The sequence below is a fragment of the Burkholderia sp. BCC1985 genome (assembly GCF_905339915.1).
Classification (GTDB): domain Bacteria; phylum Pseudomonadota; class Gammaproteobacteria; order Burkholderiales; family Burkholderiaceae; genus Burkholderia.
Genome location: NZ_CAJPGY010000033.1, coordinates 19,621 through 42,356 on the forward strand (window position 1 = coordinate 19,621; position 22,736 = coordinate 42,356).

The window sequence follows — 22,736 nt, forward strand, 5'->3', positions numbered from 1 at the left end:
GCCGGCGCCGCATCCACGCATCGTCATTGCTTCGCACGACACCGGATCGGGCGCCGCCGCGCCGGCTCCGGCCACCACAAGAAAGGACAGGAGACAACATGGCAACATCGACGCAGTCGCTGCCGGGCTCGTCCGGCGCATTCGAGGAAGCAACCTACCGCAAGGTGTCGTGGCGGCTCACGCCGCTCCTGCTGCTGTGCTACGTGGTCGCGTATCTCGACCGCGTGAACGTCGGCTTCGCGAAGCTGCAGATGGCGAGCGACCTGAATCTCAGCGACACCGTCTACGGGCTCGGCGCCGGGATCTTCTTCTTCGGCTACTTCCTGTTCGAAGTGCCGAGCAACATCATCCTGCACAAGGTCGGCGCGCGCGTCTGGATCGCGCGCATCATGGCGACGTGGGGCGTGATCTCGATCCTGACGATGTTCGTCACGACGCCCGCGATGTTCTACGTGATGCGCTTCCTGCTCGGCGTCGCCGAGGCCGGCTTCTTCCCCGGCGTGATCCTGTACCTTACCTACTGGTATCCCGCGCACCGGCGCGGCCGGATGACGACATTCTTCATGACGGCGGTCGCCTTGTCCGGGGTGATCGGCGGGCCGATCTCCGGCTTCATCCTGAAGGCGTTCAACGGCGTGAGCGGCTGGCACGGCTGGCAATGGCTGTTCCTGCTCGAAGGGATCCCGTCGGTGCTGGCCGGCGTGCTGGTGTTCTTCGCGCTCGACGACCGGATCGCGAAGGCCAAATGGCTCACCGACGACGAAAAGGCGCTGCTCACGCGCAACGTCGACGCGGAGGAAGCGACCAAGGAGGACGTGCCGCTCGGCGCGGTGATGGCGAGCCCGCGCGTGTGGCTGATGGCGCTCATCTACTTCTCGTTCGTGATGGGGCTGTACGGCGTCGGCTTCTGGCTGCCGACGATCATCAAGGCGACCGGCGTGACCGACACGTTCATGATCGGGCTGCTGTCGGCGGTTCCGTATGCGGCGGCGGTGGTCGCGATGATCCTGATCGCGCGCAGCGCGGACAAGCGCCGCGAACGACGCTGGCACCTCGCGATTCCGGCCGCATTCGGCGCGCTCGGGCTCGTGCTGTCGGTGATCTGGGCGCACCAGACGGCGCTCGCGATGCTCGGCCTCACGCTCGCGACGATGGGCATCCTGACGACGCTGCCGCTGTTCTGGAGCCTGCCGACCGCGTTCCTCGGCGGCGCGGCGGCCGCGGCGGGCATCGCGATGATCAACTCGATCGGCAACCTCGCGGGCTTCCTGAGCCCGTACATGATGGGCTGGCTCAAGCAGGCGACGGGCGCCAACGACGCGGGCATGTACATGCTCGCCGGGTTCCTCGTGCTTGGCGGGTTGCTCGCGCTGTCGGTGCCGAAGCGGCTCGTCGACAAGTGACGTGGCGCGGCGCGCCGCGATGCGGTTCGTCGCGAGCGAGGACGACTTGCCGCGCCGGCTCCGCGCATAGCGCGTCCGGTCCGGTCCGGCGAGCCGGGAGCACATAAGAAAAGCCCCGAAGGCCATCCGGCGTTCGGGGCTTTTTACGCGCGGCGGGCGAGCGCCGCCGCGTCAGACCACGGTGATCGCGAGCGCGCTTTCGCGGTAGTGCTTCGCCGCCTTGTCGGTTTCGCCGAGGTGCTCGAACAGGCGGGCGAGCGCACGGTGCGCACGCACCTTCAGCGCCTCGTTGTCGGCCTGCTTCAGCGCGGCTTCGAGGAACGACTGCGCCTTGCCCCACAGCTGCTGCTGCTGGCAGAGACGGCCGAGCGCGAACAGCAGGTCGGCATCGTCCGGGTGATCCTTCTTCCAGCCTTCGGCCTTCTGGATCAGCGGCAGCGCATCGCCGCCGGCCGTGTCCGGATAGCGGCGCAGCAGGCGCGCATCCCAGTTGTGCGCGAGCGCGTCCTCGACGATGCGGCGCGCTTCGGTGCGGCGCTCGAGCGTCACCAGCAGGTCGGCCGCGAGATCGGCCAGGCGCGGTGACTGGCGCTCGAGCGGCGACAGCGACTGCCACACCTCGAGCAGCGCGTCCGGGTCGTGCCGGCGTTCGCGCAGCAGGTTCTCAGCCGCCTGCTGGCGCAGCCGCACGGCCGCGGCCGGATGCAGCGCCTCGCGCTTCTCGAGCGCCTTTGCGAGCTTCAGCACCTCGGCCCAGTTCTTCAACTGCTGCTGCGCGCGCAGCGCGACCTGCTGCGCATGGATGCGCTTGCCGCCCGCCTGCAGGTCGGCCAGCGCGGCGAGCGCGCCGTCGGCATCGCGCGCATCCGCGCGCATGTCGGCCGCGGCGAGCAGCCGTGCGTCCTGCCATTCCGGCGCGTCGACCTTCGACAGCCAGTCGTCGCGGCGCGTGTACTCGTGCATCCGGTGCGCGGCGGTGGCCCCGACGAGACTCGCGGCGCCCTGGTTCGCATCGACCGCGAGCGCGTCGCGCGCGGCCTTTTCGGCGCGCGAGAAGCGGCCTGCGTACAGGTTCGCGATCGCGTCGCGCAGCGACGCCTGCGCCTTCTCGTTGCGCGAACGCGCACGATACGCGGCGACCCGCTGCGGCATGCGCCAGATGTTGCGCACGATGCGCAGCAGCGCGTACACGACGATGAACAGCACGACGATGGAGATCACGAACAGGTTCAGCGACACGTCGACCCGGTACGGCGGATAGACGAGCAGCACCTGCCCCGCGTCGAAATGGCCGACGGTGGCGAGTGCCGCGGCGATCGCGAACAGGATCGCGAGCCAGACGATTCCTCGAAGCGTCATCGTTACCCCCGGCTCTTGAACTGCTGAACGGCGTTCAGGCTCGTGTTCAGGTTCGGCACCGCAACCGTCAGCGATGCACCGTCGACCTGCTTGAGCAGATCCTCGACGGTCTGCGTGTCCTTCGATGCCTGGTCGAAATACTTGCCGAGCGACGCCTGCGCGGCGTGCAGGTCGGCCTTCATCGCGCCGTCGTTGCGCGCGAGCAGCGACAGCCGCGCGGTGAGCAGGCGCAGCTTCACGTTCTCGCGCACGAAGTAGCCCTGGTCGGGCGACGCGAGCATCGCGTCGGCATTGTCGATCCGGCGCACCTGCACGAGGCCCTTCAGCTGCTCGCCGAGCCCGGCCGAGAAGTCATGCCACCACACCTTCCAGCGCGGCGTGTCGGCTGCCACCGGCGACGCGGCCTCGGCCGGCGCGGCCTTCGGCGACGCGTGCGGAACCATCGCCTCGCCCGACAGCGGCAGCGCGTCGATCTTCGCGATCGCGTCGTCGAGCTTGATTGCGAGGCCCGTGAGGTCGGCCGACGGCGCGGCCTTCAGCTTCTCGATGTCCTGCGCGAGCGCCTTGCGCACCGTGACGGCCTGCGCGCTCTGCGACGTCGCGAGGCGCGCATCGGCATTCTGCAGCGCGATCAGCGCGAGCTGCGTGTTGCCGGTGAGCTGCAGTTGCTGGCTCGCGCTCGACAGCATCTGGTCGACTTCCTCGAGCATCCACGCGTCGCGGTTGCGCGACAGGTCCTGGTATTGCTGCTGCAGCGCCTGCTGCGCGCTCTGCGCGTCGGCGAGCTTGCCGTCGAGCTGCGCGAGCTGCGTGTCGACCTGGTGCGTGCCCGCGAGCGCCTGCTCGGTCTTCATGCGGATCTCGGCCGTCTGCGCATCGAGCGCTTTCTGGCGTGCGACGAACGAATCGTCGAGCCGGTCGACCTTGCGGTTCAGCGCATAGCCGCCAGCGCCCGCCGCGCAGCCGAGCACGACGACGACGAACCACAGCACCGCGCTGCCGCCGCGGCGCGCAGGCGGTTCGGACGCCATATAGGCGGGACGGGACGGCGGTGCGGAAGCAGCGGCCGGCTGGGAAGCGACGCTTTTGGAATCGTTGGTATCTGTCATGCGTTTAGTCACCGGTGCGGCTGTCGCCGGTTGGACGGCCTCGTCGGCCATCGTTCGAAACGCGCGGACGATGCGCTCATCGCCCGCGCCGGTCAGCGTAATCCTATCAAAACCCAGTGCGCGCGCGGTCTGCTCGATGCGCGGGTGCGGCGTCACGAGCGGCGCGTGCTTCAGCGCCTCGATCTCGGCGTCGTTCAGGTGCGTGCGCGCGAGTTCGTGCAGGTTGCGCACGCCCTCCGAGCTCGTGACGAGCCACCCGTGCGGCGCGCCGGCGAGCAGCGCATGCACGCGCTCCCACGCGCCGACGCGCGGCTCGGGCACGACGCGCCGGTACGCGGCCACCAGCGTGACGTCCGCGCCGGCTTCGCGCAGCCGCTCGGCGAGCCATTCGCGCCCGCCGTCGCCGCGCACGATCAGCACGCGCTTGCCCGCCAGCGCCTGCGCGCCGCCGAACGCGGCCTCGATGCTCGCGAACAGGCTTTCCGAATCGTAATGCGGGACGCCGCCGTCGGCGGGCGCCTGCGGCGCGATCACGCGATGCGCGGGCGCCGCGATGCCGTGGCGCTCGAGCGCCGCGACGCTGCCGGGCCCGACGACGCCGACCGGCAGCGCATTCGGCCAGATCGCGGCGTACTGCGCGAGTGCGCGGTCGATCGCGTTCGGCGATACGAAGATCACGAGCGCGTAGTCCGCGAGCGCCGCGAACGCGGCGTCGAGCGGCGCCGGATCGTCGACCGGCGCGATGTCGATCAGCGGGAATTCGAGCACGTCGCAACCGGCCTCGGCCAGTTGGGCCGCCAGCGCGGCCGACTGGCCGTCCGGGCGTGTCAGGACGGCGGTGAACGCGCGCGCGCCGCCCGCCATCAGGCGTCGCCCTTGCCGGCCTGCGAGCCGGCGAGCAGTGCGTTGACGATGTCGAGCGCGCCCTGCGCCTCGAGTTCGTCGGACACCGCGCGGCCGAGCGCGAGCGCATCGGCGACGGTCATCACGGCGCCGCACTCCTCGGCGGTCAGCACGCGCCGGCCGTCGGTCGTCGACACGCGGCCCGTCAGGTACAGCTCGCCCGCGCGCCACACCGCGTGCGCGGCAAGCGGCACCTCGCAGCTGCCGCCGAGCGCGCGCGACACCATCCGCTCGGCCTCGACCGCGAGCGCGGTCTGCGGGTCGTGCAGCGGCGCGAGCCATCCGGCGACGTCCGTGCGGTGCGCGGCGATTTCGATGCCGAGCGCGCCCTGGCCGGCGGCCGGCGGGCTGTCCTCGACGTCGATCAGCGCGCGGATCCGCGCTTCGAGGCCGAGACGCTTCAGGCCCGCGGCCGCGAGGATGATCGCCGCGTAATCGCCGCGATCGAGCTTCGACAGGCGCGTGTCGAGGTTGCCGCGCAGCGGCAGCACGTCGAGGTGCGGATAGCGCGCGCGCAGCATCGCCTCGCGGCGCAGGCTCGACGTGCCGACGACGGCGCCGGCCGGCAGCGCGTCGAGCGACGCGTAGTCGTTCGACACGAACGCGTCGCGCGGATCCTCGCGCTCCATGATCGCGGTCAGCGCGAAACCGTCGGGCAGCGCCATCGGCACGTCCTTCAGCGAATGCACGGCGAGGTCGGCACGGCCGTCGGCGAGCGCATTCTCCAGCTCCTTCACGAACAGGCCCTTGCCGCCGACCTTCGACAGCGTGCGATCGAGAATCTGATCGCCACGGGTCGTCATCCCGAGGATTTTCACGTCACAAGCTGGATATAATTTGCGCAGCGCATCACGCACATGTTCGGCTTGCCACATCGCGAGGCGGCTCTCGCGCGAAGCGATCGTCAGCGTCGCGGGAGCTTGTGCCGCAAGAGTCTCGGAATTCATTGCTGGAACATCGAAGGACGGGATTGAAGATCGAACAATGGTAGCACGCACGCCCCGGCCCGCCCGGGCCCGGAGCCTGCGCCCGCCGCGCTTCGGCGCGGGCGGCGACACCGATGCGCGGATGTGCCGCACGTAGCTGGTTGCTTGACCGCAGTTCCCGTAGTTTCCGCAGTCCCCGCAGTCCCTTTTGACTCGAGCTTTCCCAAGGAAACCCATCGTGAAGTCTTCCGGATCGGCGCGTACGGCGCGCCGCAATGCTGCCCTGCCCTCCTCCGATGCCCCGACGGGCACCATCGCCACCGCCGCGAACGGCCGTGCGAAAACGGCAACGAAACCGAAAGACCCGATACGTCAGACAAAACGCGCGATCAAATCCGCCGCCCCGGCCGCCCGCAAGGCCGGCGCGGCGAAGCCCGGCGCCCGCACGCGCGAGGACAAGGACGGTCCGCTGTTCGAGGACATCCGCTACCTCGGCCGCCTGCTCGGCGACGTGGTGCGCGAACAGGAAGGCGACACCGTGTTCGACGTCGTCGAGACCATTCGCCAGACGGCGGTGAAGTTTCGCCGCGAGGACGACAGCGAGGCCGCGCAAACGCTGGAGAAGAAGCTGCGCAAGCTGACGCCTGAGCAGACGGTGAGCGTCGTGCGCGCGTTCAGCTATTTCTCGCACCTCGCGAACATCGCGGAAGACCGCCACCACAACCGCCGCCGCCGCATCCACGCGCTGGCCGGCTCCGCGCCGCAGCCCGGCACCGTCGCATACGCGCTCGAGCAGCTGAAGACGACCGGCAACGCGTCGAAGCGCCTGCTGCAGCGCTTCTTCGACGATGCGCTGATCGTGCCGGTGCTGACCGCGCACCCGACCGAAGTGCAGCGCAAGAGCATCCTCGACGCGCAGCACGACATCGCGCGCCTGCTCGCCGAGCGCGACCAGGAGCTGACCGCGCGCGAGCGCCAGTACAACGAATCGATGCTGCGCGCGCGCGTGACCGCGCTGTGGCAGACCCGCATGCTGCGCGACGCGCGCCTGACGGTCGGCGACGAGATCGAGAACGCGCTGTCGTACTACCGCGCGACGTTCCTCGACGAACTGCCCGCGCTGTACGGCGACATCGAGGCCGCGCTCGCCGAGCACGGCCTGTCCGCGCGCGTGCCGGCGTTCTTCCAGATGGGCAGCTGGATCGGCGGCGATCGCGACGGCAACCCGAACGTGACCGCCCCGACGCTCGAAGAAGCGATCAACCGCCAGTCCGCGGTGATCCTCGAACACTATCTGGAACAGGTGCACAAGCTCGGCGCCGAGCTGTCGGTATCGAACCTGCTGGTCGGCGCGAACGACGCGGTGAAGGCGCTCGCGGCCGCGTCGCCCGACCAGTCGCCGCATCGCGTCGACGAGCCGTATCGCCGTGCGCTGATCGGCATCTACACGCGGCTCGCCGCAAGCGCGCGCGTGCGGCTCGGCGAAGGCACGGTGCCGGTACGCAGCGCCGGCCGCGGTGCGCCGCCGGTGCGCGCGGTGCCGTACGCCGATTCCGAAGCCTTCGTCGCCGACCTGAAGGTGCTGACCGCCTCGCTCGACGAGCATCACGGCGCGTCGCTCGCCGCACCGCGCCTTGCGCCGCTCGTGCGCGCGGCCGAAGTGTTCGGCTTCCATCTCGCGAGCATCGACCTGCGCCAGAGCTCCGACATCCACGAAGCCGTGGTCGCCGAGCTGTTCGCGCGCGCCGGCGTCGAAGCCGACTACGCGGCGCTCGCCGAGGAAGACAAGCTGCGCGTGCTGCTGGCCGCGCTTGCCGATCCCCGCCCGCTGCGCTCGCAGTACCTCGAATACTCGGCGCTCGCGCAGAGCGAGCTCGGCGTGTTCGAGAAAGCCCGCGAGGTACGCGCGCAATTCGGCGCGCGTGCGGTGCGCAACTACATCATCTCGCACACGGAAACCGTCAGCGACCTCGTCGAGGTGCTGCTGCTGCAGAAGGAAACGGGCCTGCTCGAAGGCACGCTCGGCCACCATGCGAAGAACGGCCTGATGGTGATTCCGCTGTTCGAGACGATTCCCGACCTGCGCGACGCCGCGCGCATCATGCGCGAATACTTCGCACTGCCGGGCATCGACGCGCTGATCGCGCACCAGGGCGCCGAACAGGAAGTGATGCTCGGCTACTCGGACAGCAACAAGGACGGCGGCTTCCTGACGTCGAACTGGGAGCTGTATCGCGCGGAACTCGCGCTCGTCGACTTGTTCCGCGAACGCAAGATCACGCTGCGCCTGTTCCACGGCCGCGGCGGCACGGTCGGCCGCGGGGGCGGCCCGACCTACCAGGCAATCCTGTCGCAGCCGCCGGGCACCGTGAACGGCCAGATCCGCCTGACCGAACAGGGCGAGGTGATCGCGAGCAAGTTCGCGAACCCCGAGATCGGCCGGCGCAACCTCGAGACGGTGGTCGCCGCGACGCTCGAGGCGTCGCTGCTGCCGCAATCGAACGCGCCCGCGCAACTGCCCGCGTTCGAAGCCGTGATGCAGACGCTGTCCGACGCCGCGATGGCGTCGTATCGCGCGCTCGTCTATGAAACGCCCGGCTTCACCGACTACTTCTTCTCGTCGACGCCGATCACCGAGATCGCCGAGCTGAACATCGGCAGCCGCCCGGCCTCGCGCAAGCTGCAGGATCCGAAGAACCGCAGGATCGAGGATCTCCGCGCGATTCCGTGGGGCTTCTCGTGGGGCCAGTGCCGGCTGCTGCTGACGGGCTGGTACGGCTTCGGCAGCGCGGTGAGCGCGTATCTCGACGGCGCGCAGGACGCGGCCGAGCGCACGAAGCGCGTCGCGCTGCTCAGGAAGATGAACAAGACCTGGCCGTTCTTCGCGAACCTGCTGTCGAACATGGACATGGTGCTCGCGAAGACCGATCTCGCGGTCGCGTCGCGCTACGCGCAGCTGGTCGCCGACCGCAAGCTGCGCAAGCACGTGTTCGAGCGGATCGTCGCGGAATGGGAGCGCACGTCGCAGGCGCTCGCGGAAATCACCGGGCACGAAGGCCGCCTCGCGACCAACCCGCTGCTTGCGCGCTCGATCAAGAACCGCTTCCCGTATCTCGATCCGCTGAACCACCTGCAGGTCGAGCTGATCAAGCGTCACCGCGCGGGCGACTCGAACGCGCGGCTGCGCCGCGGGATTCACCTGACCATCAACGGGATCGCGGCCGGCCTGCGCAACACGGGCTGATCCGAGCGCGGTGCGGGCCTGCCCCGCGCCGCGCCGTCATCGCGAAACGAAAGCCGCAAAACGAAAGCCGCGATACGCGACCACGCGTATCGCGGCTTTTTTCATCGAACGGCGCGACGGCACCGGCCGCCGTGCCGTCCCTCGCGCTCATTGCGCGTCGATCAGCAACGCGTCGTGCTCGAACGAGCCGTCCGGCTGCACCGCGTAGTAGCCGTGCACCTCGTCGGGCGCATGCGCCCACAGCGCACGAATGCCCGCGACGCTGTCGGCCGGCGTGCGGATCCGCTCGACCCACGTAGCGAAATCGATCGGCAGGCGCCAGCGGCTCTGCACGTGCGCGTCGAACCCGGCGTCGCGGAACATCGCGAGCCATTCGTCGGCACGGTAGTCGCGCACGTGCGACGCATCGCGCAGCACTTCCGCGGCCTGCAGATACGTGTCGAGCAGCGGATGGTCGTTGCCCGCGATGTCGATCATCAGCACGCGGCCGCCGGGCTTCAGCACGCGGCGCACCTCGGCAAGCGCCGCGCGCACGTCGTGCCAGTGGTGCGCGCTCATCCGGCTGACCACCCAGTCGAAGGTGCCCGCGTCGAACGGCAGTTGCTCGGCGGGGCCCTGCTGCGTGCGGATGTTCGCGAGCCCGCGCGTGCGCGCGGCGGCATCGACGGTCGCGAGCATCGGCGCGGCGAGATCGTACGCGACCACGTCGCGCACGTGCGGAGCAACCGCGAAGCTCGCGTGGCCGGCGCCGCAGCCGAGATCGAGCACCGCGGCTTCGGGCGTCGCGCGCACGGCGTCGGCCAGCGCCTGCAGATCGGCACCCGTCGCGTGGACCGTGCTCGTCAGGTAGGCGGCGGCCGTCGTGCCGAATGCGTCGGCGACCTGGTCGTGGTGTTTCATCGTTCGCTCCTTCCTTGGGTGGGGTGCTCGCTGCCTGTCAGCGCGCGAATCGCTACAATAGGGCCGCGCTTGTACCGGTACAAGTTAAGCAGTTATTCTGGTATTTGTTACACCTGCCTGATCCTTGCCGCGCACTCAGCGCCCCTTTTCAGCCGTTTCCGCATGAACCAGCCGTCGTCCGCCCCCACCCCGCCCCTCGATGCGACGCCCGCCCGCGCGCTCGGCGAATTCATCCGCGCACACCGCGAGCGGCTGTCGCCGCAGGCCGTCGGCCTGCCGCCCGGCCCGCGCCGCCGCACGCCGGGGCTGCGGCGCGAGGAAGTCGCGCAGCTGTGCGGCGTCAGCCCGACCTGGTACACGTGGATCGAGCAGGGCCGCCCGGTGTCGGCATCGGCCGATGCGCTCGCGCGGATCGCCGTCGCGCTGCAATTGTCGAAGGCCGAACGCGCGTACCTGTTCGAACTGGCCGCACAGCGCGATCCGGCCGAGCCCGACGTCGCGGCCGGCGACCTGCCGCCGACGCTCGCCGCCACCGTCGCCGCGATCGCCACGCCGGCGTACGTGCTCGACCGGCAATGGAACGCGCTCGCATGGAACGCGCCGGCCGCCGCGCTGTTCACGGGCTGGCTCGACGGCGAGCACGACCGCAACCTGCTGCGCTTCACGTTCATGGCGCCGGCCGCGCGCACGCTGATCGTCGACTGGGAAACCCGCGCGCGCCGGCTCGCGGCCGAATTCCGCGCCGACTCGATCCGCCACCTCGCCGACGCGCCGACCCGCGCGCTGATCGACGCGCTGATGGCCGGCAGCGATGCCTTCGCGCAGTACTGGGCGTCGCAGGACGTGTTCGAGCGCGAAGGCGGCCTGCGCGAATTCGACCATCCGGCCGACGGCCGCCTCGTGTACCAGCAGATCACGCTGAAACCCGCGCACCGCGAGGACCTGAAGCTGGTCATGCTCGTGCGCGATTGACGCGGCTCAGAAGCTGATCGTCGCGGTGATGGTGTCGCTGTAGTTGCCGGGTGCCGGTGTCGCCTGTGCAGGTACGCGGCCGTATATCGCGATCGCCTGCGCGAATCCGCTGCCGGTTCCGGTCGCCATCGTCGTGCCGCCGGTGCCGTCGCCCCACGGCTGCGTGTGGCCGCTGTCCTGATAGAGCTGATAGGCGACCGAGCCGCCGCCCGTGCGCTGCATCGTGCGAGCGGCGACACTGCCGCTGGCGCCGCCGTTCAACGCGATCTGGAATGCATCGCCGTTCGTGCATCGCGCACTGATCGAGCCGCTCGCGGTCAGCGCCGACGCCAGCACGCCCGACGCCGGAAACGCAACGCCGGTCGCGCTGATGATGCAGTTGTTGATGACGGTGGCCGTGGCCGTAACGGTCATCGTGCCGGCCGTCGATTGCGACGCGCACGGCGTCGGCGACACGACGCCGAGCAGCGAAAAACTATAGCTGTAAGCGGCCTGGTTGCCGCTGAAAGTCTGCGAATAGACCGTGCTGGCATTGTTCACGGTCGGCACGGTGGGCTGGTTCGACGCAATGCGGCCGTAGATGGTCACGTTCGTACTCGCGGACGTGCCGAGCAGCGGCTTCGTCAACGAGACGGATATCGGCGTCGTGCCGGTGCTGACGGCGCCCCAGGGCTGCGAATAGCCCGCGTCCTGATACAGGTCGTACTGCATCTGGTTCGCCCCGTTGCTCAGGTAGCGCGGGCTCGTGCCGCCGAGATTCACGCAAACGAGCACGCCGGTGTTCACGCTCAGCGCGTCCCACGTGCAACTCACGGTCATCGTGCTGTTGGTCGTATAGGCCTGCTGCGTGATCGGGCTGACCGAGCCGAAGCTCGGCACCGGCGGCGTCACCGAACACGTGTCCGCGCGGGCCGGCAGCCACGGCATGCCGAGCAGCGCGGCCAGCAACAGGCACGATAGCGCGCGCATCCAGCGGCGCGCCGTGTCGACTCCTTGATCCGCCATGCATTCCCCCGAAATTGCCCGCCCGTTCGACCCGGCTTCCAGCCCGGGCAGCGCCCCCATGGTATCCGTCCGCGCAGCGATCATTCGCATTGTTGCTTGATCCATGTCAAAAGCGCCGATGGCATTCCGCGAGGAACCGCGGACAATGCGCTCCGGATCGGCGTTTTCTCCAATGCGCGCGACCGAGTCCGTGGAGTAGTCTTGCACCAACGACAGAGCGGTAACGGCGACCGGCGACAGACCACGCGGCAGGCACTCCGCGGCCGGGCGACCCCATTAAACGGCAGGAGACAATCATAATGAACGATTCCCGACGTCGTGTTCTTTCAGCCATGCTCGCGGCCACCTTCGCATTCGCGCCCGCGCTGCAGCCCGTCACCGTTGCCGCAGTCTATTCGAACGGCACCGCCACCGCCCAGTTCAACGTCACGCTCACGATCCAGGCCAACTGCGCGATCTCCGCGAACCCGCTTGCATTCGGCACGTCCGGCGTGCTCACGTCGGCACTCAACCAGCAGACCACGGTCTCCGTCACCTGCTCGAACTCGACGCCATACAACATCGGACTCGACGCCGGCTCGGTCAGCGGCTCGACGGTCGCCAGCCGGCTGATGGGCGGGACGACGAGCGGCAATACCGGCACGACGGTCGGCTACCAGCTCTACCAGGACTCGGGCCACACGACGATCTGGGGCAACACGCAGGGCACCGATACGGTCGGCGGCACCGGCACCGGTTCCGCGCAACTGCTGAACGTGTACGGCCAGGTACCGACGCAAGCGACGCCGAAGCCGGACACCTATCAGGCCGCCGTCACCGCCACCGTCTACTTCTGACGCGCCGTGGCATCGTTCCCGCGCGCCCTGGTCGCCCTGGTCGCCCTGGTCGCGCTGTGCGTCGCGTCGGCGTGCGCGGCCGCATCCGCCGCCACGCTGCAGATCATGCCCGTGACGATCGAGCTGCCGCCGTCGGCCGCCGCCGCGAGCATGACGCTCAGCAATCCGGGCGGACAGCCGATCTACGGCCAGGTCCGCGCCTATCGCTGGACGCAGGAAAACGGCGACGACGTGATGACGCCGACCGATGCGCTCGCCGCCTCGCCGCCGCTGCTGCAGATCGGCGCGAACGCCGAGCAGTTGATCCGGCTCGTGCGCACGGGGCGCGGCGCGCCGGCCGCCGAGGAAAGCTATCGCGTATTGATCGACGAACTGCCGTCGCCCGGTACGCCGGTCGAGAACGGCATCACGATCCGGCTGCGCTATTCGGTGCCCGTATTCGTCGAGCCCGAAGGCACCCGGGCAGCGCCGCGCCTCGACTGGCGCGTCGAGCGCGACGGGTCCGGCACGCGGCTCGCGGTCGCCAACCGCGGCGAACGCCGTGCGCAGATTGCCGCAGTTCGGCTCGTCGACGCGCGCGGCACCGTGCACGACGTCACGCGCGGCCTGCTCGGCTACGCGCTCGCGGGCAGCACGCGACGCTGGCCGCTCAAGCTGGATGCGGGCGCGGCGGGATTCGTCAGGATCCAGGCGACCGTCAACGCGCAGCCGGTCGAGGCCCGGCTGACATCGCCCTGATCCACGCCGGAGGATCGCACGACGTTGCCCGTTCCGACGACGAGCACGGCCCTCCGGGCTGCCTGCCCCGCGCGACATGCCCGGCCCGCCGCTGCTGCGCTTTCGCTGGCGTTTTCACTGGCACTCGCGCTGGCCGTGCACGCAGGCGCCGGATGCGCACAGACGGCGCCGCAGGCGGCAGCGGCAGCCGCGCCTGCGCCTGCTCAGGACACACTGTTTCTCGACGTGTCGCTCAACGGTGAACCGACGCACCGGATCGCACGCTTCCAGCAAATCGACGGCCGGCTGTACGCGGCGTCCGCCGACCTGAACGACCTGGGCATCGCGACCGGCGACCGGGCGACCGCGCCGTCGAACACGCCCGTCGCGCTCGACACGCTCGCGGGGCTGCGCTACGACTACGACGCGGGCCGGCAGACGCTCGACCTGCGCGTGCCCGACGCGCTGCGCATCCCGCACACGTTCGATACGCGCGCGCTCGCGGCCGCGCCGCCCGCCACTTCCGGCCGCGGCTTCGTGCTGAACTACGACGCCTACGCGCAGACCGTCGCCCATGCGCCGCTCGCGGTCTGGAGCGAGGCGCGCTATTTCGATCCGTCCGGCGTATTCAGCAGCACCGGCATCGCGTACCTGTACGACGACCGCCGGCGCTACGTGCGCTACGACACGTCGTGGAGCCACTCGAACCCCGGCACGCTCACGACGACCCAGATCGGCGACACGATTTCGTCGTCGTTGTCATGGACACGCTCGCTGCGCCTCGGCGGCGTGCAGTGGCGCAGCAACTTCGGCCTGCGCCCCGACCTGGTCACGTTTCCGGTGCCCGCGCTGTCCAGCAGCGCGGTCGTGCCGACCTCGGTCGACCTGTACGTGAACAACGTGCGCCAGTTCAGCGGCGACGTGCCGAGCGGGCCGTTCGTGATCAACAGCGTGCCCGGGATCACCGGCGCAGGCAACGCGACGGTCGTCACGCGCGACGCGCTCGGCCGCTCGATCGCGACGTCCATTCCGCTGTACGTCGATACGCGCCTGCTCGCGCCCGGCCTCGCCAGCTATTCGGCGGAAGCCGGGTTCCTGCGCCGCGCCTATGGCGACGATTCGTTCGACTATGCGCGCACACCGGCGGCGAGCGGCTCGCTGCGCTACGGCATCAGCGAGCGGCTGACCGTCGAGGCGCATGCGGAAGCGACGGCCGGCGTCTACAACGCAGGTGCCGGCGCGCTCGCGCGCCTCGGCGAACGCGGCGTGGCGAATGCGTCGCTCGCGGTCAGCGCCCCGGGCCGCGCGGGCGTGCAGGCCGGCGTCGGCTACCAGTACGTGACGCCGCGCTTCTCGATCGATGCGCAGACGCTGCGCGCCTTCGGCGACTACAGCGACCTCGGCAGCCGCGAAGGCGTGCCGGTCTCGCGTGCCACCGACCGCGTCACGATCTCGTTCCCGTTCCTGCGCGCGCAGACCCTGTCGTTCAGCTATCTCGCCCTCAAGTATCCGGGCGTCGCCGCGTCGCGCATCGGCTCGATCGCATACCTGGTCAATCTCGGCGGGCTGACGTCGATCACGTTCAGCGGCTTCCAGGACTTCCGGCAGCACGACGCACGCGGCTTCTTCGTGAGCCTGAGCGTCGGGCTCGGCGGCAACACGTCGGTCTCGGCGAACGCCGGACGGCAGAACGGCGACTCCACCTACACGCTGAACGCGACACGGCCTCCCGACTACGGCGGCGGCGTCGGCTGGAACGTGCAGGCGGGCGCCAACGCGGGCATCCGCTACGCGCAGGGGCAACTGCAGTATCTCGGCCGCGCCGGCCAGGTCGCGCTGCTCGCGCAATCGTTCGACGGGCGCGGCAACGCGTCGGTCGACGTCACGGGCGCGCTCGTGCTGATGGACGGCCGGCTGATGACGGCGCGCCGCGTCGACGACGGTTTCGCGCTCGTCTCGACCGACACCGGGCACGTCCCCGTGCTGCACCAGAACCGGCTGATCGGCGAGACGGACCGGGCCGGCTACCTGCTCGTGCCCGACCTGAATGCCTATCAGAGCAATCGCGTCGCGATCGACGGCACCGCGCTGCCCGCCGACGCACGGATCGCCGACACGACGCTCGACGTCGTGCCGCAGGCGCGCTCCGGCGTGCTCGCGCACTTCGCGGTGACCCGCTACAGCGCCGCGTCGATCGCGCTGCGCGCGCCGGACGGCACGCCGCTACCGCCCGGGCTCGAGGTTCGCCACGTCGAAAGCGGCCAGCGCACGATCGTCGGCTATGACGGCCTGACCTTCGTCGACGGCCTCGTCGCGAACAATCACCTCGAAATCTCCGGCGACGGCCGCGGCTGCGCCGTCGCATTCGCGTATCGGCGCCCGGACGACGGCACGCTGCCGCGGATCGGACCGCTGACGTGCAGCCCCCCGTGAGCCGCGCCCGTTCCCGGCCGGCGCACGCGTCGGCCGCCCGCCCCACGAATGCTAGAATTGCGGGATTCCCTCGGCGGCGCACGCCGCCCAACTCCCCTTCGAAGAATCGCCATGACGTCCCAACTGCACAAAAAGGGCGAGGCCTGGTCGGCCCGCTTCTCGGAACCGATGTCGGAGCTGGTCAAGCGCTACACGTCGTCGGTGTTTTTCGACAAGCGCCTCGCGCTCGTCGACATCGCCGGCTCGCTCGCGCACGCGAGCATGCTCGCGGCGCAGAAGATCATCAGCGCCGACGACCTCGCCGCGATCGAACGCGGGATGACGCAGATCAAGGGCGAGATCGAGCGCGGCGAATTCGAATGGCAGCTGGATCTCGAGGACGTCCACCTGAACATCGAGGCGCGCCTCACCGCGCTGATCGGCGACGCCGGCAAGCGCCTGCACACGGGCCGCTCGCGCAACGACCAGGTCGCGACCGACATCCGTCTGTGGCTGCGTGGCGAGATCGACCGCATCGGCGGCCTCCTGAACGACCTGCGTGGCGCGCTGATCGACCTCGCGGAGCAGAACGCGGACACGATCATGCCGGGCTTCACGCACCTGCAGGTCGCGCAGCCGGTCACGTTCGGCCACCACCTGCTAGCGTACGTCGAGATGTTCACGCGCGACGCCGAGCGCATGCGCGACTGCCGCACCCGCGTGAACCGCCTGCCGCTCGGCGCGGCCGCGCTCGCCGGCACCAGCTATCCGATCGACCGTCACGCGGTCGCGAAGACGCTCGGCTTCGACGGCATCTGCGCGAACTCGCTCGACGCGGTGTCGGATCGCGACTTCGCGATCGAATTCACGGCGGCATCCGCGCTCGTGATGACGCACGTGTCGCGCTTCTCCGAGGAACTCGTGCTGTGGATGAGCCCGCGCGTCGGCTTCATCGACATCGCCGACCGCTTCTGCACCGGCAGCTCGATCATGCCGCAGAAGAAGAACCCGGACGTGCCCGAGCTCGCGCGCGGCAAGACCGGCCGCGTGAACGGCCACCTGATGGCGCTCCTCACGCTGATGAAGGGCCAGCCGCTCGCGTACAACAAGGACAACCAGGAAGACAAGGAACCGCTGTTCGACACGGTCGACACCGTCGCCGACACGCTGCGGATCTTCGCCGAGATGGTCGCGGGCATCACCGTGAAGCCGGACGCGATGCGCGCGGCCGCGCTGCAGGGCTTCTCGACCGCCACCGACCTCGCCGACTACCTGGTGAAGCGCGGCCTGCCGTTCCGCGATGCGCACGAAGCCGTCGCGCACGCGGTGAAGATCTGCGACGACCGCGGCATCGATCTCGCCGACCTGACGCTCGACGAAATGAAGCAGGAACTGCCGAACGTCGCGCACCTGATCGGCGACGACGTGTTCGGCTACCTGACGCTCGAAGGGTCGGTCGCGAGCCGCAACCACCCGGGCGGCACGGCCCCCGATCAGGTGCGTGCGGCGGTCAAGGCCGCGCGCGCCGCGCTCGGCAAGTAAGCCTGCCGTCGCGGACGGACGCCTTCGGCGTCCGTTCTTCATTCGGGCGGCCGTCGCGCCGCCCGACGCCTTCCCCGCCGTTCCGTTTTCCCGCTTTCCGGACACCGCCGATGACCTTCTCCGCCGCGCTCTTCGACATGGACGGCCTGCTCGTCGATTCCGAGCGGACCATCATGAACACGTGGATCGACGTGTCGAACGCGCACGGCGTCGTGCTGACCGAGATCGACTACCTGCAGATCGTCGGCCGCTCGTTCGCCGAAGGCCAGGTGATTCTCGCGCGGCTGATCGGCCACGCCGACACGTTCGACGCCGTGCGCATCCGCGTGCGCGAGCAACTCGCCGCGCCCGAGCCCCATCCGAAGTTTCCGCTGAAGTCCGGCGCGCTGGCGTTGCTCGAGACGCTCGCGCAGGCCGGCATTCCGTGCGCGGTCGCGTCGTCGTCCGCGCGCGACGTGATTCGTGCGCGGCTCGACGCGGTCGGCGTGCTGCCGTTTTTCCGCGCGATCGCGGGTGGCGACGAAGTCGCGCGCGGCAAGCCCGACCCGGCCGTGTACCGGCTCGCGGCCGAACGCCTCGGCGTGCCGGCGCACGCGTGCGTCGCGTTCGAGGACAGCGATTTCGGCGCGCAATCGGCCGCGGCCGCCGGCGCATCGGTCGTCACCGTGCCCGACCTGAAGGCGCCGACGCCCGAGATCGTCGCGCTGAGCCTGCACGTGCTCGCGTCGCTCGACGATGCAGTCGCGCTCGTGCCGTCGTGGTTCGGCCGGCTGGACACGCAGCAGCCCGCGTAAGCGCCACGCGGCGCGCCACATGCAAACGGGCACCCGCGGGTGCCCGTTTTGCGTTGCCGCGCCGGATGACCGGCATCGCGGCGATCCTCAGTCGTTGCCGGCCGTCTCCGACAGCCGCTTCATCGTCGCGATGCGCGCGCCGATCAGGTCGACGCGGCCGTCCTCGCCGACGAGCGGCGCAGTCGAATCGCGGAACGCCTCCCACGCGCGTTGCGCGCGCACGAGCGTCGCGGCCGAATGCGCAGGCATCTTGCGACGCAGCTTCTGGTAATAGCGATTCAAGTCGAACAGCGCGTGCTCGCATGCGGCATCCTGCACGCACGGCCGCACGCGGCGGATCGCCGGATCGCGCGGCGCGTTCGCCGGCTTGCCGCCGGCTGCCGCGGCGGCGCTTGGCGCCGCGACCGCACCGCCGCGGGTGCCGCCCTGCGCACCGCTCGTGGCCGCCACCGGCACGGCGGCAGGCGGCGGTGCATAACGGTCGGCCGCCGCGCGCAGCGCCAACGCGCGATCGCGCACCGGCTGCAGCTGCATGTCGGCGCTCGACATCGCGTACGACGTGCCGCGCGTCGTGTCGTACACGGCCTTCAGCAGATGAATTTCATCCTTGCGCCACGTGACCCAGCGGCGCTGGCTGTCCTGCCAGCCGCGCTTCGCGTCGGCCGGCGCGTCGTTCGACAGGCGCTGGTACGCGCCGTCCATCACCGCCTGCCACTGCTGCTGCGCTTCGCCCATGCACTGGATCTGGCCGGCCGTCGACGACCGGTCGCGCCGCGCGAGACACTGCCGCATCGCGACGTCGATCGGGTCGGCCGCCGCCACTTCCGCATGCGCGACGTTCAGCCCCGCCGGCCCTGCCGACCAGCTCGCCCAGGCGACGAGCGCGGCCAGCGCCGCGCGCATCGTCCGGATTCGTCCCTGCGTCGCCATCAGTCGCGCACGCAGTCGACGAAGTACTCGACGCGCCCGTTCACCTCTTCCGCGACGAGGCCGTGGATGTCGGTGTGGAAGCCCGGGAAGCGTTCGTTGAAGTCGCGCGCGAACCGCAGGTAGTTCACGATCGTCTTGTTGAAGCGCTCGCCCGGGATCAGGAGCGGAATGCCCGGCGGGTACGGCGTCAGCAGGATGCTCGTCACGCGGCCTTCGAGCTCGTCGAGCGGCACGCGGTCGATCTTGCGGTGCGCGAGCTTCGCGAACGCGTCCGACGGCTTCATCGCCGGCTCCATGTCCGACAGGTACATCTCCGTCGTCAGGCGCGCGATGTCGTTCGCACGGTACACGTCGTGGATCTGCGTGCACAGGTCGCGCAGGCCGACGCGCTCGTAGCGCGGATGCTGCGCGACGAATTCCGGCAGCACGCGCCACAGCGGCTGGTTGTTGTCGTAGTCGTCCTTGAACTGCTGCAGCTCGGTCACCATCGAGTTCCAGCGGCCCTTCGTGATGCCGATCGTGAACATGATGAAGAACGAGTACAGGCCCGTCTTCTCGACGATGATGCCGTGCTCGGCCAGGTACTTCGTGACGATCGCGGCCGGAATGCCCGTCTCGCCGAACTCGCCGTCGACGTCGAGCCCCGGCGTGATGATCGTCGCCTTGATCGGGTCGAGCATGTTGAAGCCTTCCGCCAGCGGGCCGAAGCCGTGCCAGTGGTCGTTCGGCTTCAGCATCCAGTCGTCGCGCGAGCCGATGCCTTCTTCCGACAGGTCGTCCGGCCCCCACACGCTGAAGAACCAGTCGTCGCCGTATTCGGCGTCGACCTTGCGCATCGCGCGGCGGAAGTCGATCGCCTCGGCGATCGATTCCTCGACGAGCGCGGTGCCGCCCGGCGGCTCCATCATCGCGGCCGCGACGTCGCACGACGCGATGATCGCGTACTGCGGGCTCGTCGACGTGTGCATCAGGTACGCCTCGTTGAAGCGGTGCTTGTCGAACGTGCGGTTCTCGGAATCCTGCACGACGATCTGCGACGCCTGCGAGATGCCGGCGAGCAGCTTGTGCGTCGAGTGCGTCGCGAACACGAGCGCGCCCGTGCGCGGGCGGCCGTCGCCGATCGCGTGCATGTCGCGGTAGAAGTCGTGGAACGTCGCGTGCGGCAGCCACGCTTCGTCGAAGTGCAGCGTGTCGAGCAGGTCGCCGAGCAGGTCCTTGATCATCTCGACGTTGTAGACGACACCGTCGTACGTGCTCTGCGTGATCGTCAGGATGCGCGGCTTCATGTCCGGGTTCTGGCGCATCGCCTCGCGCGCGAACGGGTTCGCCTCGATCTTCCGGCGGATGTTCTCCGGCTTGAATTCGTCGCGCGGGATCGGCCCGATGATGCCGAAGTGGTTGCGCGTCGGCGTGAGGAACACGGGGATCGCGCCCGTCATCGTGATCGCGTGCAGGATCGACTTGTGGCAGTTGCGGTCGACCAGCACGATGTCGCCGGGAGCGACCGTCGCATGCCAGACGATCTTGTTCGACGTCGACGTGCCGTTGGTCACGAAGAACAGGTGGTCCGCGCTGAAGATGCGCGCCGCATTGCGCTCGGACGCCGCGACCGGGCCCGTGTGATCGAGCAGCTGGCCGAGCTCGTCGACCGCGTTGCAGACGTCGGCGCGCAGCATGTTCTCGCCGAAGAACTGGTGGAACATCTGGCCGAGCGGGTTCTTCAGGAACGCGACGCCGCCCGAGTGGCCCGGGCAGTGCCACGAGTACGAGCCTTCGTCCGCGTACTTCACCAGTTCCTTGAAGAACGGCGGCGCGAGCGAGTCGAGATAGACCTTCGCCTCGCGGATGATGTGGCGCGCGACGAACTCCGGCGTGTCCTCGAACATGTGGATGAAGCCGTGCAGTTCGCGCAGAATGTCGTTCGGCAGATGCCGCGACGTGCGCGTCTCGCCGTACAGGAAGATCGGGATGTCCGCGTTGCGGCGGCGCACTTCGGTGACGAACGCGCGCAGCTCGATGATCGCGGTCGCGAGCTCGGGCAGTTCGCCGTCCGGGCCCGTTTCGCCGAGCATGAGTTCGTCGTCGTCGATCGACAGGATGAAGCACGACGCGCGGCTCGATTGCTGCGCGAACGACGTCAGATCGCCGTAGCTCGTGAGGCCGAGGACTTCGACGCCCTCCTTCTCGATCGCTTCGGCCAACGCCCGGATGCCGGAGCCCGAGATGTTCTCGGAGCGGAAATCTTCGTCGATGATGACGACGGGGAAACGAAACTTCATGGGCGATTCTCCAAAAAGAACGACCGCGGCGCGTCACGCGCAGCGGTCACCCGGAAACTGGTGAGACGTTATGCAACCAGATCAGGTTTTCGGCAGCGTGACACCGCGCTGACCCTGATACTTGCCGCCGCGATCGGCGTACGACACGTCGCACACTTCGTCGCTTTCGAAGAACAGCACCTGCGCGACACCTTCGTTCGCGTAGATCTTCGCGGGCAGCGGCGTGGTATTCGAGAATTCCAGCGTGACGTAGCCTTCCCACTCGGGTTCGAACGGCGTCACGTTGACGATGATCCCGCAGCGCGCGTAGGTCGACTTGCCGAGGCAGACGGTGAGCACGGTGCGCGGGATGCGGAAATATTCGACGGTGCGGGCCAGCGCGAACGAGTTCGGCGGGATGATGCACACGTCGCCCTTGAAATCGACAAACGAACCCTCGTCGAAGTTCTTCGGATCGACGATCGTCGAGTTGATGTTCGTGAAGATCTTGAATTCGTCCGCGCAGCGGATGTCGTAGCCGTAGCTCGACGTGCCGTAGCTGACGATCCGGCGGCCGTCCTCGGACGCGCGGACCTGATCGGGCACGAACGGCTCGATCATCTTGTGTTCTTCGGCCATGCGCCGAATCCACTTGTCGGACTTGATGCTCATGCCAGCCTCCGCCGGGCCGTCCCAAGAAGGCTGGCCGTCCCCTCGGGGGACAGCGAACGAAGTGAGCGTTGGGGTCGTTTCATATCGGGGCGCCAGGAAACGCTGCGTGACAGTCAGGAAGGGTCGCTCGCGACGCGGCGACCCGGAAAGGCGCACATTTTACGCGATCATCGGCTCGCGTACGCGGCGGCCGTCAACGGATCACGCCACAGGCGAGCGCGGGCCCCGCGCCATGCTGCGGAAACGCCGGATCGCTCGGGTCGCGGTGCACCAGCGCCGCGCGGTTCAGCGCGGAGCGCACGCCGTCGAGGGCCAGATCGGGCGCGACGATGAAACCGGCCGCGACGCCGTTCGCATCCGCGTGGATGTTGCCGAGATCGCCGGCGACGCGCGCGCCCGCGCGCAGCCGGTCGGCGGCCGGCGCGAACACCTGGCCGGCGCTCGAGCCGTCGCCCGCGTTGCAGTCGCCGCGCTCGTGCACCTGCAGCGCGTGATCGCTGTTCGGCGGCAGGCCGGCCAGGTTGTACGTGACCTGGACGCCGTCCGGGCGTTCGACGAACGTCACTGCGCCGCGCGCCTGCGAGCCGACGGTCGGCTGCAACTGCGCGTCGGCACGCTTTTCGTGCGACGAGGAAAAAGAGGTACAGCCGGCCAGCAGGCCCAGCGCGGCGGCGGCCAGCAGCGCGCGCCGCGCGCGGCCGGCGCGCACGCCGTGATGTCGTTGGTTCATTCGATCCTCATGCCGGCTGGCGGC

The 22,736-nt window shown here is 69.4% G+C and carries 17 protein-coding genes; 8 read left to right on the plus strand and 9 right to left on the minus strand.

Annotated elements, in window-relative coordinates; all coding sequences use genetic code 11:
- Positions 1–98 precede the first annotated feature (98 nt).
- Complete coding sequence (locus U4Z31_RS27185) at positions 99–1,403, plus strand: MFS transporter (protein ID WP_321811934.1); 1,305 nt, start codon at positions 99–101, stop codon at positions 1,401–1,403.
- Between the two features lie 171 nt (positions 1,404–1,574).
- On the opposite strand, the gene U4Z31_RS27190 is transcribed toward U4Z31_RS27185, so the two are convergent.
- The 3 genes from U4Z31_RS27190 to hemC are packed head-to-tail and all read right to left on the minus strand — an operon-like array spanning position 1,575 to position 5,721.
- Entirely contained in the window at positions 1,575–2,762 is a 1,188-nt protein-coding gene (locus tag U4Z31_RS27190) for a heme biosynthesis protein HemY (protein WP_257772942.1), read from the minus strand.
- Positions 2,763–2,764: 2 nt separating this feature from the next.
- On the minus strand, positions 2,765–4,735 hold the full coding sequence (gene hemDX / locus U4Z31_RS27195; RefSeq protein ID WP_321811935.1) for a fused uroporphyrinogen-III synthase HemD/membrane protein HemX: 1,971 nt from the start codon (positions 4,733–4,735) through the stop codon (positions 2,765–2,767).
- On the minus strand, positions 4,735–5,721 hold the full coding sequence (gene hemC / locus U4Z31_RS27200) for a hydroxymethylbilane synthase (RefSeq protein ID WP_044847732.1): 987 nt from the start codon (positions 5,719–5,721) through the stop codon (positions 4,735–4,737). The genes hemDX and hemC overlap by 1 nt, the downstream gene beginning before the upstream one ends.
- A 217-nt stretch (positions 5,722–5,938) precedes the next feature.
- Between hemC and ppc the strand changes: the two genes are divergently transcribed.
- Positions 5,939–8,944: a phosphoenolpyruvate carboxylase gene (gene ppc / locus U4Z31_RS27205; protein ID WP_321811936.1), complete on the plus strand. Its 3,006-nt coding sequence runs from the start codon at positions 5,939–5,941 to the stop codon at positions 8,942–8,944.
- 147 nt (positions 8,945–9,091) lie between these two features.
- Here ppc and U4Z31_RS27210 read toward each other — a convergent pair whose 3' ends face one another.
- Complete coding sequence (locus U4Z31_RS27210) at positions 9,092–9,844, minus strand: class I SAM-dependent methyltransferase (RefSeq protein WP_044847730.1); 753 nt, start codon at positions 9,842–9,844, stop codon at positions 9,092–9,094.
- 162 nt (positions 9,845–10,006) lie between these two features.
- Here U4Z31_RS27210 and U4Z31_RS27215 point away from each other — a divergent pair, with 162 nt between their 5' ends.
- Positions 10,007–10,816: a helix-turn-helix transcriptional regulator gene (locus U4Z31_RS27215; protein ID WP_321811937.1), complete on the plus strand. Its 810-nt coding sequence runs from the start codon at positions 10,007–10,009 to the stop codon at positions 10,814–10,816.
- 6 nt (positions 10,817–10,822) lie between these two features.
- On the opposite strand, the gene U4Z31_RS27220 is transcribed toward U4Z31_RS27215, so the two are convergent.
- Positions 10,823–11,821, minus strand: coding sequence for a spore coat U domain-containing protein (locus tag U4Z31_RS27220; RefSeq protein ID WP_321811938.1), 999 nt, complete (start codon positions 11,819–11,821; stop codon positions 10,823–10,825).
- A gap of 299 nt (positions 11,822–12,120) precedes the next feature.
- Here U4Z31_RS27220 and U4Z31_RS27225 point away from each other — a divergent pair, with 299 nt between their 5' ends.
- The 5 genes from U4Z31_RS27225 to U4Z31_RS27245 all read left to right on the plus strand — a co-directional run bounded on the left by U4Z31_RS27225 (position 12,121) and on the right by U4Z31_RS27245 (position 18,122).
- Positions 12,121–12,657, plus strand: coding sequence for a spore coat U domain-containing protein (locus U4Z31_RS27225; protein ID WP_124488449.1), 537 nt, complete (start codon positions 12,121–12,123; stop codon positions 12,655–12,657).
- Positions 12,658–12,663: 6 nt separating this feature from the next.
- Positions 12,664–13,395: a molecular chaperone gene (locus U4Z31_RS27230; RefSeq protein WP_321811939.1), complete on the plus strand. Its 732-nt coding sequence runs from the start codon at positions 12,664–12,666 to the stop codon at positions 13,393–13,395.
- A 24-nt stretch (positions 13,396–13,419) separates the two neighbouring features.
- Entirely contained in the window at positions 13,420–15,807 is a 2,388-nt protein-coding gene (locus U4Z31_RS27235) for a fimbria/pilus outer membrane usher protein (RefSeq protein ID WP_321811940.1), read from the plus strand.
- Positions 15,808–15,918: 111 nt separating this feature from the next.
- Positions 15,919–17,328, plus strand: a complete 1,410-nt coding sequence (argH, locus tag U4Z31_RS27240) for an argininosuccinate lyase (RefSeq protein ID WP_044847728.1) — start codon at positions 15,919–15,921, stop codon at positions 17,326–17,328.
- 110 nt (positions 17,329–17,438) lie between these two features.
- A complete protein-coding gene (locus U4Z31_RS27245; protein WP_321811941.1) occupies positions 17,439–18,122 on the plus strand; it encodes an HAD family phosphatase in 684 nt (227 codons plus the stop codon).
- Positions 18,123–18,209: 87 nt separating this feature from the next.
- Here U4Z31_RS27245 and U4Z31_RS27250 read toward each other — a convergent pair whose 3' ends face one another.
- The 4 genes from U4Z31_RS27250 to sodC all read right to left on the minus strand — a co-directional run bounded on the left by U4Z31_RS27250 (position 18,210) and on the right by sodC (position 22,712).
- Positions 18,210–19,052, minus strand: coding sequence for a lysozyme inhibitor LprI family protein (locus tag U4Z31_RS27250; protein WP_321811942.1), 843 nt, complete (start codon positions 19,050–19,052; stop codon positions 18,210–18,212).
- Positions 19,052–21,331, minus strand: a complete 2,280-nt coding sequence (locus U4Z31_RS27255) for an arginine/lysine/ornithine decarboxylase (RefSeq protein ID WP_044847725.1) — start codon at positions 21,329–21,331, stop codon at positions 19,052–19,054. Before U4Z31_RS27255 ends, U4Z31_RS27250 begins: the two co-directional genes overlap by 1 nt.
- A gap of 81 nt (positions 21,332–21,412) precedes the next feature.
- Positions 21,413–21,982, minus strand: coding sequence for a dCTP deaminase (gene dcd / locus U4Z31_RS27260; RefSeq protein WP_006398615.1), 570 nt, complete (start codon positions 21,980–21,982; stop codon positions 21,413–21,415).
- Between the two features lie 193 nt (positions 21,983–22,175).
- Positions 22,176–22,712 carry a superoxide dismutase [Cu-Zn] gene (sodC, locus tag U4Z31_RS27265; RefSeq protein ID WP_044847724.1) on the minus strand — a complete coding sequence of 179 codons (537 nt, stop codon included), beginning with the start codon at positions 22,710–22,712 and terminating at the stop codon, positions 22,176–22,178.
- Positions 22,713–22,736: the final 24 nt, after the last annotated feature.